Origin of the sequence: Synechococcus sp. W55.2, assembly GCF_047461635.1 — a bacterium.
Taxonomy (GTDB): domain Bacteria; phylum Cyanobacteriota; class Cyanobacteriia; order Thermostichales; family Thermostichaceae; genus Thermostichus.
On the sequence record NZ_JANSHM010000075.1, the window covers coordinates 1 to 13,312 of the forward strand.

At 59.1% G+C, this 13,312-nt stretch carries 17 protein-coding genes; 11 read left to right on the forward strand and 6 right to left on the reverse strand.

Going from position 1 to position 13,312, the window contains the following annotated elements; all coding sequences use genetic code 11:
• Window positions 1-121: 121 nt before the first annotated feature.
• The 4 genes from NW828_RS12210 to thrC form a co-directional block, all read right to left on the reverse strand.
• The gene (locus tag NW828_RS12210) at window positions 122-700 is read right to left on the reverse strand and encodes a DNA-3-methyladenine glycosylase (protein WP_011434357.1); all 579 of its coding nucleotides are present in this window, start codon (window positions 698-700) and stop codon (window positions 122-124) included.
• A 26-nt stretch (window positions 701-726) separates the two neighbouring features.
• Window positions 727-1,002: a ubiquitin-like small modifier protein 1 gene (locus tag NW828_RS12215; protein ID WP_011434358.1), complete on the reverse strand. Its 276-nt coding sequence runs from the start codon at window positions 1,000-1,002 to the stop codon at window positions 727-729.
• 36 nt (window positions 1,003-1,038) lie between these two features.
• Entirely contained in the window at window positions 1,039-1,560 is a 522-nt protein-coding gene (locus NW828_RS12220; RefSeq protein WP_414384160.1) for a fasciclin domain-containing protein, read from the reverse strand.
• Window positions 1,561-1,664: 104 nt separating this feature from the next.
• The gene (thrC, locus tag NW828_RS12225) at window positions 1,665-3,005 is read right to left on the reverse strand and encodes a threonine synthase (protein WP_414384161.1); all 1,341 of its coding nucleotides are present in this window, start codon (window positions 3,003-3,005) and stop codon (window positions 1,665-1,667) included.
• 496 nt (window positions 3,006-3,501) lie between these two features.
• Between thrC and mnmG the strand changes: the two genes are divergently transcribed.
• Window positions 3,502-5,433, forward strand: a complete 1,932-nt coding sequence (gene mnmG / locus NW828_RS12230; RefSeq protein ID WP_011434362.1) for a tRNA uridine-5-carboxymethylaminomethyl(34) synthesis enzyme MnmG — start codon at window positions 3,502-3,504, stop codon at window positions 5,431-5,433.
• Here mnmG and tsaD read toward each other — a convergent pair.
• A complete protein-coding gene (tsaD, locus tag NW828_RS12235; protein WP_414375352.1) occupies window positions 5,397-6,491 on the reverse strand; it encodes a tRNA (adenosine(37)-N6)-threonylcarbamoyltransferase complex transferase subunit TsaD in 1,095 nt (364 codons plus the stop codon). The genes mnmG and tsaD overlap by 37 nt on opposite strands.
• Before the next feature lie 205 nt (window positions 6,492-6,696).
• Between tsaD and NW828_RS12240 the strand changes: the two genes are divergently transcribed.
• The 3 genes from NW828_RS12240 (at window position 6,697) to NW828_RS12250 (ending at window position 8,003) form a co-directional block, all read left to right on the forward strand.
• Window positions 6,697-7,242 carry a Photosystem I reaction center subunit III gene (locus NW828_RS12240; protein ID WP_414342216.1) on the forward strand — a complete coding sequence of 182 codons (546 nt, stop codon included), beginning with the start codon at window positions 6,697-6,699 and terminating at the stop codon, window positions 7,240-7,242.
• A 52-nt stretch (window positions 7,243-7,294) separates the two neighbouring features.
• Window positions 7,295-7,414: a photosystem I reaction center subunit IX gene (locus NW828_RS12245; RefSeq protein ID WP_011434365.1), complete on the forward strand. Its 120-nt coding sequence runs from the start codon at window positions 7,295-7,297 to the stop codon at window positions 7,412-7,414.
• 100 nt (window positions 7,415-7,514) lie between these two features.
• Window positions 7,515-8,003: a photosystem I reaction center protein subunit XI gene (locus NW828_RS12250; RefSeq protein WP_414332284.1), complete on the forward strand. Its 489-nt coding sequence runs from the start codon at window positions 7,515-7,517 to the stop codon at window positions 8,001-8,003.
• Window positions 8,004-8,009: 6 nt separating this feature from the next.
• Here NW828_RS12250 and NW828_RS12255 read toward each other — a convergent pair whose 3' ends face one another.
• Window positions 8,010-8,210 carry a hypothetical protein gene (locus NW828_RS12255; RefSeq protein WP_041436874.1) on the reverse strand — a complete coding sequence of 67 codons (201 nt, stop codon included), beginning with the start codon at window positions 8,208-8,210 and terminating at the stop codon, window positions 8,010-8,012.
• Window positions 8,211-8,418: 208 nt separating this feature from the next.
• Between NW828_RS12255 and NW828_RS12260 the strand changes: the two genes are divergently transcribed.
• The 7 genes from NW828_RS12260 (at window position 8,419) to NW828_RS12290 (ending at window position 12,961) form a co-directional block, all read left to right on the forward strand.
• A complete protein-coding gene (locus NW828_RS12260; RefSeq protein ID WP_011434368.1) occupies window positions 8,419-8,850 on the forward strand; it encodes a ribonuclease III domain-containing protein in 432 nt (143 codons plus the stop codon).
• A gap of 33 nt (window positions 8,851-8,883) precedes the next feature.
• Window positions 8,884-10,020: a 23S rRNA (guanosine(2251)-2'-O)-methyltransferase RlmB gene (gene rlmB, locus NW828_RS12265; RefSeq protein WP_414384162.1), complete on the forward strand. Its 1,137-nt coding sequence runs from the start codon at window positions 8,884-8,886 to the stop codon at window positions 10,018-10,020.
• A 22-nt stretch (window positions 10,021-10,042) separates the two neighbouring features.
• Window positions 10,043-10,300, forward strand: coding sequence for a DUF1816 domain-containing protein (locus tag NW828_RS12270; RefSeq protein WP_414384163.1), 258 nt, complete (start codon window positions 10,043-10,045; stop codon window positions 10,298-10,300).
• Window positions 10,300-10,617: a 2Fe-2S iron-sulfur cluster-binding protein gene (locus tag NW828_RS12275; RefSeq protein WP_011434371.1), complete on the forward strand. Its 318-nt coding sequence runs from the start codon at window positions 10,300-10,302 to the stop codon at window positions 10,615-10,617. Before NW828_RS12270 ends, NW828_RS12275 begins: the two co-directional genes overlap by 1 nt.
• A 516-nt stretch (window positions 10,618-11,133) precedes the next feature.
• Window positions 11,134-11,328: a hypothetical protein gene (locus NW828_RS12280; RefSeq protein ID WP_414342212.1), complete on the forward strand. Its 195-nt coding sequence runs from the start codon at window positions 11,134-11,136 to the stop codon at window positions 11,326-11,328.
• Window positions 11,329-11,501: 173 nt separating this feature from the next.
• On the forward strand, window positions 11,502-12,368 hold the full coding sequence (gene thiD, locus NW828_RS12285) for a bifunctional hydroxymethylpyrimidine kinase/phosphomethylpyrimidine kinase (RefSeq protein ID WP_414357609.1): 867 nt from the start codon (window positions 11,502-11,504) through the stop codon (window positions 12,366-12,368).
• A 26-nt stretch (window positions 12,369-12,394) separates the two neighbouring features.
• Window positions 12,395-12,961: a GDYXXLXY domain-containing protein gene (locus tag NW828_RS12290; RefSeq protein ID WP_414384164.1), complete on the forward strand. Its 567-nt coding sequence runs from the start codon at window positions 12,395-12,397 to the stop codon at window positions 12,959-12,961.
• Window positions 12,962-13,312 lie beyond the last annotated feature (351 nt).

Genomic DNA, 13,312 nt, shown 5'->3' on the forward strand with positions numbered 1-13,312 from the left:
TGTTTGGAAACAAACAGAATGCTATCGCTGCATAGTTGAACAGTGATGTTCAGCAGTGTTCAGCGTAAATGTATCAGTCCTTTAGCCACTGCCTTCTGCGAGCATTGTCCGCCTGCCCCCACTAATAGCGCGACACCGCCGGATGTCCACCAATGTACCAGCGCCAGGGGATCTCGGCTCCTTGGGTGATGCCGATGCGGGTGGTTTGGACGATGGACAACTGCGTTTGCCAAGAGGGGGATCCCTCCAGCCAAATGCCTTCCTGGCCGGCTTCCGCCCGCTCTAGCCGCCAGCCGTTGTGGGATCCGTCGATGCGCAGTGCTTGACAGAGCAGGCCCGGCCCCGCCGCCGCCCGTGCTGGCTGATTCTGTTTGTTGGCCGGGATCCAGTCTGGCAGGCGATCCAACTGAGCTGCCCGGATCAGAACCGCCGCCGGGATCCCTTCTGGCTCGGTAACGATATTTAGACAGTGGTAGAGGCCGTAGATGCGATAGATGTAGAGATGCCCTGGCGGGCCAAACATGACCTGGTTGCGTTGGGTCTTGCGGCGGTAGGCATGGCAGGCCGGATCCCCAGCCGTGTAGGCCTCCGTCTCTACGATCTGGGCCCGCACCTGCAGCCCATCGGCAAATTGCCGCACCAGAACCATGCCCAGCAAGGCAGGTGCCACCAGCGGGGCCGGCTGGCTCAACCACTCCACAGCGTCCACGGCAGGCTTGGCAGCCCTCAGCCCCCAGCAACGGCAGGGACGATGCTCACCTCATCCCCATCTTGCAGAGGGGTGTCACATCCCTTGAGGAAGCGAATGTCTTCGCTGTTCACATAAAAGTTGACGAAGCGGCGCAATTCCCCCTTCTCATCGCACAGCCGCGCCTTAATCCCCGGACAGCGTTGTTCCAAAGCATCCAACAATTCGCGGATGGTGGATCCCTCGCAATTCACCACCCCCTGATCCTGGGTGAGCGCCCGCAGCGTGTTGGGAATCAGCACCTTGACTGCCATAGCCCAATGCCTCGTCCATTAACCAACATCAAAAAACTAGGGTAGCAGCACCCCATCGATGCCGTGAATCACGCCGTTGGAAACTGGAATATCCGCCAGGTTCACGTTAGCCCCGTTGACCCGGATGCTGCCATCGGATCCCACCTGCACCTGCAGCGGCAGCCCTGCCAAGGTGGTCAGAGTGGTCGATTGGCCGGGCCACAGGTCAAACGAGGTAATCCGCCCCGGCACCACATGATACGTGAGAATGCGGGTGAGCTGAGCCCGGCTGGCCGGCTGCAACAGCGTCTCCACCGTACCCGGCGGCAGTTGCCCAAAGGCCACATCGGAAGGGGCAAAGACCGTGAACGGCCCCGGCCCTGCCAACGCCGTATTCAGGCCCGTCGCCCGCAAAGCTGCCGCCAGCGTCGAGTAGCTACTGGGCAAAGTTTCCAGCTCAACGGCAATGGTGTTCAGCCCTTGTGGCCGGGCCACGGGAGCAAAGACAAGCGGGGTCAGTACAGCCGCCACCGGGATCCAACGGCGAACAAGGCGCTGAACAGAAGGAAAGATAGGCATCGTGCAAAGCTCCTGAGCCAATAGGTCTACGCCAGGGATCTTAACAGTTCTTCATTAAGATCCTGTTAAGAGGCAGTGGAGAGGGTCTTCCCTGCAAACCGAGTTCATACTGATGCCTCTTGCCAGTCCAGCCGCTCCAGGGTGCGGGCGCGCTCCAAAGCCTGTTCAAAGCTCTCCAGCTTGGGCGAGATCACCAGAGGATGGCCTACGTGGGGTTGAACCGCCTCCTGGGTCTTCAGGCCGTTGCCGGTAATGTAGGCTACTGTAACCGCCTCGGGATCAAGTTGGCCGGACTCTGCTAGGCGTTTGAGCACGGCAATGGTGGTGCCGCCGGCGGTTTCGGTGAAGATGCCTTCGGTCTCGGCCAAAAGCTTGATGCCGGCAACAATCTCCGGATCGGCAGCCGTCTCGATCTGGCCGCCGGTTTTGCGGGCGATCTCCAGGGCGTAGATCCCGTCAGCAGGGTTGCCGATGGCGATGGACTTGGCGATGGTATTGGGCTTAACAGGGCTGACAAAATCCCGCCCCTCGCGAAACGCCTGGGCAATGGGCGCGCAGCCCTGCGCCTGTGCGCCGTGGAAGGCGACCGGCTTATCCGCCACCAGCCCCACCTTCACAAACTCCTGGAAGCCTTTATAAACCTTGGTGTACAGGGATCCCGAGGCCAGCGGGATCACTACCTGATCCGGCAGTTGCCAGCCCAGTTGCTCCACCACCTCGTAGGCCAGGGTTTTGGAGCCTTCCGAGTAGTAGGGGCGCAGGTTGATATTGACGAAGCCCCAGCCGTAGCGATCCGCCACCTCGGCGCAGAGGCGGTTCACCTGGTCGTAGTTGCCCTCCACCGCCATGACGGTGGGGTTGTAAATCAGGGATCCCAGCACTTTGCCCGCTTCTAAGTCCGCCGGGATGAAGATGGTGCAGTCCAAGCCGGCGTGGGCGGCAATAGCAGCGGTGGAGTTGGCCAGATTGCCCGTGCTGGCGCAGGAAACGGTGGTAAAACCCAGCTCCTTGGCGCGGGTCAGCGCCACCGACACCACCCGATCCTTGAAGCTAAGGGTGGGCATGTTGACGGCATCGTTCTTGATGTAAAGATTTTTTAACCCCAGCCGCCGACCCAGCCGCTCCGCCTTAACCAGCGGGGTCATGCCGGTGCCCACATCGATGGGCTTTTCAGAAGTTACTGGCAGAAAAGGCCGATAGCGCCAGATAGACAGCGGCCCAGCTTGGATGCTCTGCCGGCTGACGCTGTGCCTCAGCCAGTCGTAGTCATAAACCACTTCCAGGGGGCCGAAGCAGAGGTCGCACACGTGCTTGGCGACTGGCTCGTACTCTGCCCCACATTCCCGACAGCGCAAACGGCTAAAGCCCGCCTGGTGGCTGCGCAAGGCGGAGGCCGGTGGCCAATTGGCAGGGCTGAGCGGGTGTTGCGAAAGGGTTTGAGTCATGGAAGGCCTCGAGGTGTAAGGAAGAGGGGCGCTGGATCGGGTTTACCCATCGTTGAGGGGAATCCTATCACCTGTAATCCACCGCGTCAACTAAACCCGACTAAAATAGTCTGGATTAGATCCGGTTGAGGATAATGGAATCGGTGCTTGGTTCTCTCAGGCGGGCTGTCTGGTGTTTGTATGAGCCGCAACATCCCTTGGGCGACTCTGCCCTTTCCTCTGGGATCCCCTGCTATCGGCAGCCTTGGGGGAGCTGATCCCAGCGCCCTGAGGTCTCTTCAACTCTTCAATCAGGTGACTTAGGCTGGGAACTGAGCCTCTACCCAACTTTATTTCCCAGGGCAACAGAAAACTTTCCCTACTGCTCTGCCTGCCTCAGGCCGGTCGCAAATAACCCTATCCGTTGCCGCCATCGCTAAGCTGGATAAGCGAGCTGAAATAACCTGAAAATTAAAAGACCGGGGATCCCGGCTATTCATTTTGGAATTGCCACCCTATGCTCAGAGTTGGACGGGACAGCATTGATTTTCTCGATCACTACGATGTGGTGGTGGTTGGCGGGGGGCACTCCGGCTGTGAGGCAGCATTGGCGGCAGCGCGGCTGGGCTGTAACACCCTCATGCTGACGTTGAATCTGGACAAGATCGCCTGGCAACCCTGTAACCCTGCCGTCGGCGGCCCGGCCAAATCGCAGCTGGTGCACGAAATCGATGCTCTCGGCGGCGAGATGGGCAAAGTTACCGACCGCACCTATTTGCAAAAGCGGGTGCTCAACCGTTCGCGGGGGCCGGCGGTGTGGGCGCTGCGGGCGCAAACCGACAAAAGGGAATATGCGCGGGTGATGCGCTCGGTGGTGGAAAACCAGCCTAACCTGACGATTCGCGAGGGCACTGTCACCGATTTGGTGTTGGGGCGCAACGACGAGGTGGTGGGCGTGGTCACCCATTTCGGCACCATCTTCGGCTGTCGGGCGGTGATCCTGACCACCGGTACGTTTTTGGGGGGGCGCATCTGGATTGGTCGCCACTGGCAAGCTGCCGGACGAGCAGGGGAATTTGCCGTGGAAGGGCTGACCGACACCCTGCGCCAACTGGGCTTTGAAACGGGCCGGCTGAAAACCGGCACCCCTGCCCGCGTGGATCGGCGCAGCGTGGATTTTTCGGTCATGGAGCGGCAACCGGGGGATCCCGATGTGCGCTGGTTTAGCTTCGACCCCGAGGTGTGGGTGCCACGGGAGCAGATGGATTGCTACTTGACCCGCACCACCCCAGAGACCCACCGCATCATCCGGGAAAATCTCCACGAAACCCCTGTCTATGGCGGCTGGGTGGAGGCCAAAGGGCCCCGCTACTGCCCCAGCATCGAAGACAAGATTGTCCGCTTTGCCGACAAGGAAAGCCATCAGATTTTTATTGAGCCGGAAGGGCGGGATCTGCCGGAGCTCTACATCCAGGGGTTCTCCACGGGGATGCCTGAGAAAATCCAGATCCAGATGTTGCGCTCCTTGCCTGGCCTGGAGCGGTGCGTCATGCTGCGGCCTGCCTATGCGGTGGAATACGACTATCTGCCGGCCACCCAGCTCTACCCCACTCTGATGACCAAAAAGGTGCAGGGGTTGTTTTGCGCCGGCCAGATCAACGGCACCACCGGCTACGAAGAGGCGGCAGCTCAGGGGCTCATAGCCGGGATCAACGCCGCCCGCCTGGTTCAAGGCAAGCCCCTGGTCACCCTGCCGCGGGAGTCCAGCTACATCGGCACCCTCATCGACGATCTCTGCACCAAAGAACTGCGGGAGCCCTACCGCATGCTCACCAGCCGCTCCGAATACCGCCTCATCCTGCGCTCCGACAATGCCGACCAACGGCTCACCCCCCTGGGGCGAGAATGGGGCTTGATCGATGACCGGCGCTGGGCCCTGTTCCAAGCCAAGCAAGCGCGCATTGCCGCAGAAATCGAGCGCCTGGAAACGCAGCGGGTGAAGGCCCACGACCTGGCCGGCATCCAACTAAGCCAACTGACGGGGCAGGGGATCAAGGGATCCGCCACTCTGGCCGAGATCTTGCGCCGCAACCAGATTCACTACTCCGATCTCCTGGAACTGGGGCTGGGGGATGCGGAGCTGGATCCCTTTGAGCAGGAGGCGGCAGAGATTGCCGTCAAATACAGCGGCTACATCCAGCGGCAGCAGAGCCAAATTGAGCAGGTGAGCAAGCAGTACCACCGCCCTCTGCCCCCCGATCTGGACTACCACTCCATCCCCACCCTCTCCAAAGAGTCGCGGGATAAGCTCTCGGCGGTGCGCCCGCTAACCGTGGGCCAGGCGGCCCGCATCGGCGGTGTCAACCCCGCCGACATCAACGCGCTGCTCATCTACCTTGAGGTGAGGCAACGTCAGAGGGCGGCGGATCCCGTCTGTTCTTCTCTGTGAGCTCCGCCCCCATCCATGTAGAGGGAAGGGATCCCTTCTAGGGGCATGCGCGAGGCTACCCCCAGCTCCAGCGGCGAGACCTCCCCCCGCAGCCAGTGGCAGAGCCCAGCTGCCCCAATCATGGCGGCATTGTCGGTGCAGAGGGCTAGAGGCGGGATCACCACCCGCAACCCCCTTTGCCGGGCTGCTTCTGTGAGGCGGGCCCTCAGCTCCCGATTGGCAGCTACCCCTCCCGTCAGCAGCAGCGTCGAGAGGCCCAGCGCCTCGGCGCAGGCCACTGCCTTTTCGGTGAGCACATGGGTCAGACAGGCCTGGAAGCTGGCGGCAATGTCGGCAATGGGCAACTCCTGGCCTTGCTGCTGCAACTGCTGGACTAGGCGCAACACCGCCGTTTTCAGGCCGCTGAAGCTTGTGTCGTAGGGATGCTCCACTTTGCCCTCGGGCAGGGGAAAGCGCTGCGGATCCCCCTGCTGAGCCCAGCGGTCAATCTGCGGTCCCCCCGGATAGCCCAGCCCCAGCAGCCGCGCCACTTTGTCAAACGCTTCGCCGGCAGCATCGTCGCGGGTGCGACCCACCGTCTGGTACTGCCCGTAGTCCTTCATCCAAATCAGGCTGGTATGGCCTCCCGATACCAAAAGGCAGAGGCAGGGGGGGCGCAGATCGGGCTCTGCCAAGAAGCCGCTGAAGAGATGGCCCTCCAGATGATGCACCCCGATCAGGGGCTTGTCGTGGAGCAAAGCCAAGGTCTTGGCCCCCATCAGCCCCACCAGCAGGGATCCCACCAGGCCCGGCGCACAAGTTACGGCAATGGCATCTACCTCGGCCACCTCCAATCCGGCCTGCTGCAGAGCAGCCTCTAGCACAAAGGGCAGAGTTTCCACATGCTGCCGTGAGGCCACCTCCGGCACCACGCCCCCGTAGGCCGCATGGAGGTCGATTTGGCTGGCCACCACGGAGCTGAGCTGCCGCGGGGCAAACCCCGGCCAGGCCACATCCGCCGTCACCACAGCCACAGCCGTTTCGTCACAACTGGTTTCGATGGCAAGGGCGCAGGGCATGGGAGAGCAGGCTGGGCAAAAGGGATAGGAGAGCTTTGGGATACTTGAGATACTTGAATTAAGAATTGTGTGAGCTAAAACCCGGGATCCGTCGGGGCGAGGCGCTCAGGAGTATGATACTAACCGTTTGGTGCCTGTTTCTGCACTTAGCATCCCTTAGCATTTGGACAGATCTTAGACCCCTACCTCAAGGACACATCCTGCTATGCGAACCTTTTTAAGCCTTCTTTTGGCCCTTTGCATTGCGCTTGGCCTCGCCCAATCTGTGCAGGCAGAGCCCTTGATCGGTCTGAAACCTTGCAGCGAAGTTCCCGCCTTTCAGGCTCTGATGAACGAACGCCTGAGCAGCCTAGAGGAGAAGATCCTCAACGCCAGCCCTGCTATGGCTCCCGTCTACCAGCAAAAGCTGGCCCAAACCAGCAAGCGCTTTGAGCGCTACAGCAAGCTGCTCTGCGGCGAAGAGGGCCTGCCCCACCTGGTTACGGATGGTCGGTTGAACCATGCGGGCGAGTTTCTCATCCCCGGTCTGCTCTTCCTGTATATTGCCGGTTGGCTGGGCTGGGCGGGGCGTTCTTACCTGATCGCGGTTCGGGATGAGGATAGCCCCGAAATGAAAGAAAGCCTGATCGATGTACCGCTGGCGCTGCGGTGCTTCCTCACGGCTTTGGCTTGGCCCGCTGCTGCTTTTAAGGAAATTGCCAGCGGCGAAATTCGAGAGCCGGAAGCGGCTGTGCCCATCTCCCCCCGCTGAGGAGCTGAGCCCGGCTTTCTAACTCGATTTATTTAACTTTTGAGAGGCGTCTATGGCTGATTTCACCAAGTTTCTCACCACTGCTCCGGTGGCATTTATCCTGTTTTCCAGCTTTGTTTTTGCCCTGTTCATCGAGATCAATCGCTTCTTCCCCGACATTTTGACGTTCTGAGTGTAGGCCAGGGATCCCCAGCGCAACCTACGCCCGGTGGGATCCCTGCTTTTTTAGGCTTTTTTCCATCCTCCTTTGAACTGGACACAGAGTTGCTGAAATGGTCGAACCCAATGCCGATCCTGCTCCGTTGAATAGGTTGAACATGAATAAGGGATACGTCACCGTCCCTGAGGGAGATCCGCAAATTGGGGATCTCTGGACACCGATCAACCACGCGCCTGTTGTCCGGCTGTTGATCGACTGGCTGCCCATCAACCGACCGGGATTGAGTTCCATTTGGCGGGGCTTGGAAATCGGTATGGCCCACGGCTATTGGCTGGTAGGCCCCTTTGCCAAGCTGGGGCCGCTGCGCAACGAGCCCATCGGTCTGCTGAGCGGCTTTTTGGGAGCCTGTGGCCTGATCTTGATTCTGACGGCGGCCCTTTCTCTCTACGGCACTGTCACTTCGCAGCGCAACATAGGGCCGGTAGGGGGATCCCAATCTTGGAGCGAATTGGCCGCTGGCTTTTTGGTAGGGGGTATGGGGGGGGCGGTCGTCGCCTACCTGCTTTTGCTGAATGCAGATCTCCTTGTCCCCGCATCTTAACTGGAGCTATTGGCCATCCGTTGGATCATCCACAACGTCTTTAATCGCTTCTCGAGCATCCTCGACTCCAGGGTGGGTGGCTGCCTTTGTTTGCTCGGCCTTACCTTCCAGCCTTTCACGCTGATCGCTGGCCAGCTCACCCACAATTTCTTGGATTTTGCTCTCCAGATTCTTGGCAGTAACTCCAACTGGCTTTTCAAGGCTCATAACATCAGCCCCTTAACCGGCTTTGCCCTGTCTACTCGATAGCACCTTTTCTCTCTGGGCCTCGTGATCCAAATCACCTGCAAGGGGGGAAAGAGCGCGAGTCAGGCTAGCAGACCAGAGGAAGCTTGTCTTAGCATGGACTGAATCCTGCAATGAGCCGATGACAGCGGTTCTAGACATTTTTTCTGCCTATCTTTCGTGAGCTGCTGTGAACGATCTGCTGTTCGAGCCCACTTCCGAAAGGCCCTCCTTGGCCGAGATTCGCCGCCTATCGCCCGCAGCCTTGGCCTACTTGGGAGACGCCATTTACGAACTGCATGTGCGGCGGCAACGGCTATTTCCTCCGGATCGACTGGAGCGCTATCATCAGCAGGTGGTGAGGCGGGTGCGCGGCTCGGCTCAGGCTAAGCTGCTGTTGGCCCTGTTGCCCCATCTCAACCCCGAAGAGCAGGAAATTGTCCGCTGGGGTCGCAATGGCTGCGGTCGCCCACCCCGGCATCTGCCTCTGGCCGATTACCAAAACGCCAGCGGCCTGGAAACAGTTCTGGGCTATCTCTACCTGGCCAATCCCGAACGGCTGCGCCATATCCTCGCCCTCACTGATGTTTTGGCTGAGACCCTAGGCGAGTGGGAAGGTTAGGATAGTCTTTCCGTCTTTCCATCTTCCACGCCCATGCCCAAGACTTCTCAGCGCAAACCTGCTTCACGGCTGTCTCGCTCGGGCAAACTGCAGCCGCGAAGGGCAGGGCAATCCGTTAGCAAGCGGGTACAGCGGCCCAAACGCCGAGACGGGGATCCCAAGCTTGCCACCCAAGAGGCTCCGGTGAAGCCGATCCGCCGCAACGCACAGCGGCAGTGGCCCCAGGGCAAGGTGGCTCCTCAACCGGCAGGCCAACGAGATCCCGGCCTTCCCATGGGTGGGACAGGGGTTCTGCCGGAAGAAGTGCAGCTTCAGGTCGACCGGGATCCGCAGACCGAGCTGGAGCAAGAGATCATCTACGGTCGCCAGACGGTACTGGCCGCCCTGAGAAGTCAAGCCACCCTCAACCGGGTTTGGATCCTGCCGAGGTTGCGCTACAGCCCCCAATTTTTGTCTCTGTTGGAAGAAGCCAAAGCGCGGGGCACTGTCATCGACGAAGTATCTCCACAGCGGCTGAACGCCCTCACGGCTGGCGCCAACCACCAGGGTATAGCTGCCCAAGCCACGCCTTATCAGTACGTGGCCCTGGAGGATTTGGTGGAAAGAAGCCGGCAGGCCAGCCCCAATCCAGTGCTGGTAGTCCTAGACGGGATCCAGGATCCCCATAACTTGGGAGCCATTGCCCGTAGTGTGGAGGCTTTTGGCATGCAGGGGATGGTGATCCCACAACGGCGGGCAGCAGGGGTAACCTCGACGGTGATGAAGGTAGCGGCGGGAGCCCTCTCCACCTTGCCGGTGGCGCGGGTGGTGAATTTGAATCGGGCTTTGGAATACCTCAAAGAGCAGGGGTTTTGGGTTTATGGCACCACCAGCCGAGGGACTGACCTCATCTATAGAGCCGATTTTCAACGGCCCATTGCCTTGGTGGTGGGATCCGAGGGGGAAGGGATTAGCCTGCTCACACAGCGCCATTGTGACCAACTGCTGTCCATTCCCTTGGCAGGCCGTACTGAAAGCTTGAATGCTTCTGTGGCCGCCGGCATTGCCCTCTACGAAATCCACCGGCAGCGCTCTCCCCACCACCTCAAACGCCCTGAGGTTGATACATTCCTCAACAAATCGTCAATAAAAGTAGTAGAATCTAGGGGATTGCAAAAGGACATCCAATGATTGCTAGACTTGATAATGGGGGATGGATCCCGTGAGCAACCTTTTGGCCAATCTGTTGGATAAGCTGCGCGGCCTATCGGTCTGGATCGAGATCACCACCGAGGACTGTACCTACTACTACGGCCCCTTCTCCGATGAAGCTGAGGCGGAGCGGCTCAAAGGCCACTACATCGCCGACCTGCAAAAGGAAGGAGCCAAAAAGATCCAGGCTCTGGTGAAGAAAATGCGCCAGCCACAGTCTCTGACGGTGACCCGTACTCCGTCGGGAGCCCGTTCCTGATGTCTGCTACGGCTTATCAAGTAACCCTTCATCACCGCGGCCAAACCTACCGCTTCCCTGCCTCTGCGGATCAGACGGTTTTACAAGCTGCTCTTGAACACGGGATAGAGCTACCTTCCTCTTGTCAGGCGGGGGTTTGCACCACCTGTGCGGGGCGGCTGAAGTCGGGATCTGTGACTCAGACAGAGGCAATGGGGATTGGGCCAGAACTGCAGGCCCAAGGGTTTGTGCTGCTGTGTGTAGCCTATGCTACCTCTGATTTGGAGGTGGAGACCGATCAAGAGGAAGAGGTTTACCGTTTGCAGTTTGGCTCCTAACCGTGCCGGATTTCTGTTCAGGTCTACTTGTTAGCTTATGGGGGTGTGGGGGTAGCTAAGCCCCGCACTGTACCCGTAGGGTCAGTGCCGGGATACAGATACCCCCACATGGTGTATGATAGGAGTAGTTGCACAAAACGGCTTTTGCCGGAATCTGGTGCAACTACGCGGTAGGACATTCCGTGTCTGCTCGTGGAGGGTTCTTGCGTAGGCTCCCCGATGAAGCGAGAAGCCCGCTCCGTACTGCCAGCAGTCGGGGTCGGGAGTATGTCACTAGGTGTTGTAGTCATTTCGATTCAAACTAGGACACTGTACCCACAACTAAAACCTTGGTCGCGTCAGCGTTGCGGAGCAATAATGCAGGGGCCCAAAAGGTTTTTCTCAGTAGCCCGGCTGTCTCAGCCTAATCTGAAAATACTACATTAGTTTATATTGTTGGATTCTTAGTGTTAGAAGTTATCGAAAGTAAGTCTGTTTCCTTGGCGAGATCAGTTCTCGACTCCTGTGAAGTTGCATTTGTTGCACCTATCTCTGCCGTTGAGCTCGCCTCTCTCTGCCCCGCAACTGGAGCAATCCCTCTGTCAGCAAGTTGACCGGGAGCTGGGCCAGCCGGCTCGGCTTCTGCGCTGGAGCTTGACGGCGGTGGAGGGGGATAGAGCCTGGGTTGAGGTGGTCGCCACCACTGATGAGGGCTACTCGGATTTAGACTAGGACAACTCACTCTTAGTCAGCTTCTTGACAGACGTCTGCAAGAGTTTTCCCAATACCCCAGTGGTCTCAGACCAATCGAGAACCAACAGTTTCATTGCTACGTTAAAGAGATGGTTCATATTGATTGATGGAAATGGCTATCGGTACCCTTGCCCATTTTTGTCGTTTGGCCAATGTCTGTCTCTGCATCTGAACCAACTCCGGCTCCACTGCTGGCCGAGCAGCACCCCCCTGTCGCCCTCACCATCGCTGGATCCGACAGTGGTGGGGGAGCAGGGATCCAAGCGGATTTGCGCACCTTTGCTTTCCAACGGGTACACGGTACCTCTGCCCTGACCTGCGTGACTGCCCAAAATACCCTTGGGGTGAGCCGGGTCGATGCGCTGCCCCCCGAAGCCGTGGCTGCCCAAATTGAGGCCGTGGTGCAGGACATTGGGGTGCAAGGGATCAAGACGGGCATGTTGCTGAATGCCGAGATCGTGCTGGAGGTAGCCCGTCAGGTGGAGCGCTGGGCGTTGCGGCCTCTGGTGGTGGATCCGGTGATGGTGTCCCGCACGGGAGCAAAGTTGCTGGCAGATGAAGCCATTCAGGCCATCCGCGAGCGGCTGATCCCCTTGGCCCAGGTGCTGACCCCCAATCGCTATGAGGCGCAAATTTTAACGGGGCTGCAGCTGCAGTCCCTGGCGGATATGCAAACGGCGGCTCAGCAGATTCGCACCCTGGGCTGTGGAGCGGTGTTGGTCAAAGGTGGGGGTATGCCGGGGGAACTGCAGGGGGTGGATGTGTGGTTCGATGGCGAGCGACTGGAAGTGCTGAAAACAGAGCGGATCCCCACCCGCCACACCCACGGCACCGGCTGTACCCTCTCGGCGGCCATTGCAGCACAGATGGCCTGGGGCAGGGATCCCTTGGCGGCCACAGTGGCGGCCAAAGCCTATGTAACAGAAGCGCTGCGACATCCTTTGGCCATCGGGTCAGGTCAGGGGCCAGTGGGGCACTTCTACCCGCTTCTGTCCGGGATTGGCAAACCTGTGCCATAAGAGAGAGGTCACTCTCTCTGGCTGCTATGGCTAGCCCGTCGAATCTTTCTCAGAAGGGATCCCTGCCCAAATGGCGGTTTTGGCTACCCCTACTGCTGCAGCTGGGTATCGTTCTGCTGATACCGGCTCGGCAAGCGCTGACTCTTGCTGTCGGAACCACGATCTACCTGCAAACGGCCCCTGTGGATCCCTATGACCTTTTGCGGGGCCGGTATGTGGCCTTGGGCTACATCGTCGGTCGGCGCTCCACCCTAGAGCAACTGCCGGGTTGGTCACCTGAATTGGAGACCCCAGGGATCCTTTATCTGCGCTTGGCTCCCCCCGCAGGGGATCCCACTCAACCTTGGCAAGCAATCGGTGTCAGCCGGGAGATGCCCAAAGATTTGCAGCCTGAAGAGAAAGTACTGCGAGGCTGGTTTGACGGGTGGCAGCTCAAGTTGGGAATCGAAGAATTTTTTATTCCCGAAGCAGCTGGAGATGCCTTGGAAGAGGATATTCGGCGTTACCCTGAAGCCACGCGGGCAGAAGTGAAAGTGGATCCCTGGGGCAAGGCAGCATTGGTCGGCCTCTGGGTAGGGGAGCATCGGTACTAAGTGCTCATTCTGCCCGGCTTTAACGCTTTAACAATTAATCACCATATTCTGACATCCGAACCCGAAGGAGAGCCGGAAAACTGAATGGGGCAGGGATCCCTATCACTTGCCCCTCGAAACCCTGAAGATGGCAAGAACCGGAGCTGTGCCATTGAGGAGCTTGCTAAGTGCTGCACAGCCTTGCTCAACACCTGAATTAGGGTCATCCCAATTGGGTCAAACTTCTTCAGCTAGAAATCGCAGGAGCCCCGCACTGTACCCGTAGGGTCAGTGCCGGGAGGAATGCGAGGTTACAATAGAACTATGACCCAAGTCCTGACCGTCTCCTGCAAGCTCAAGGTGTCCCAGTCG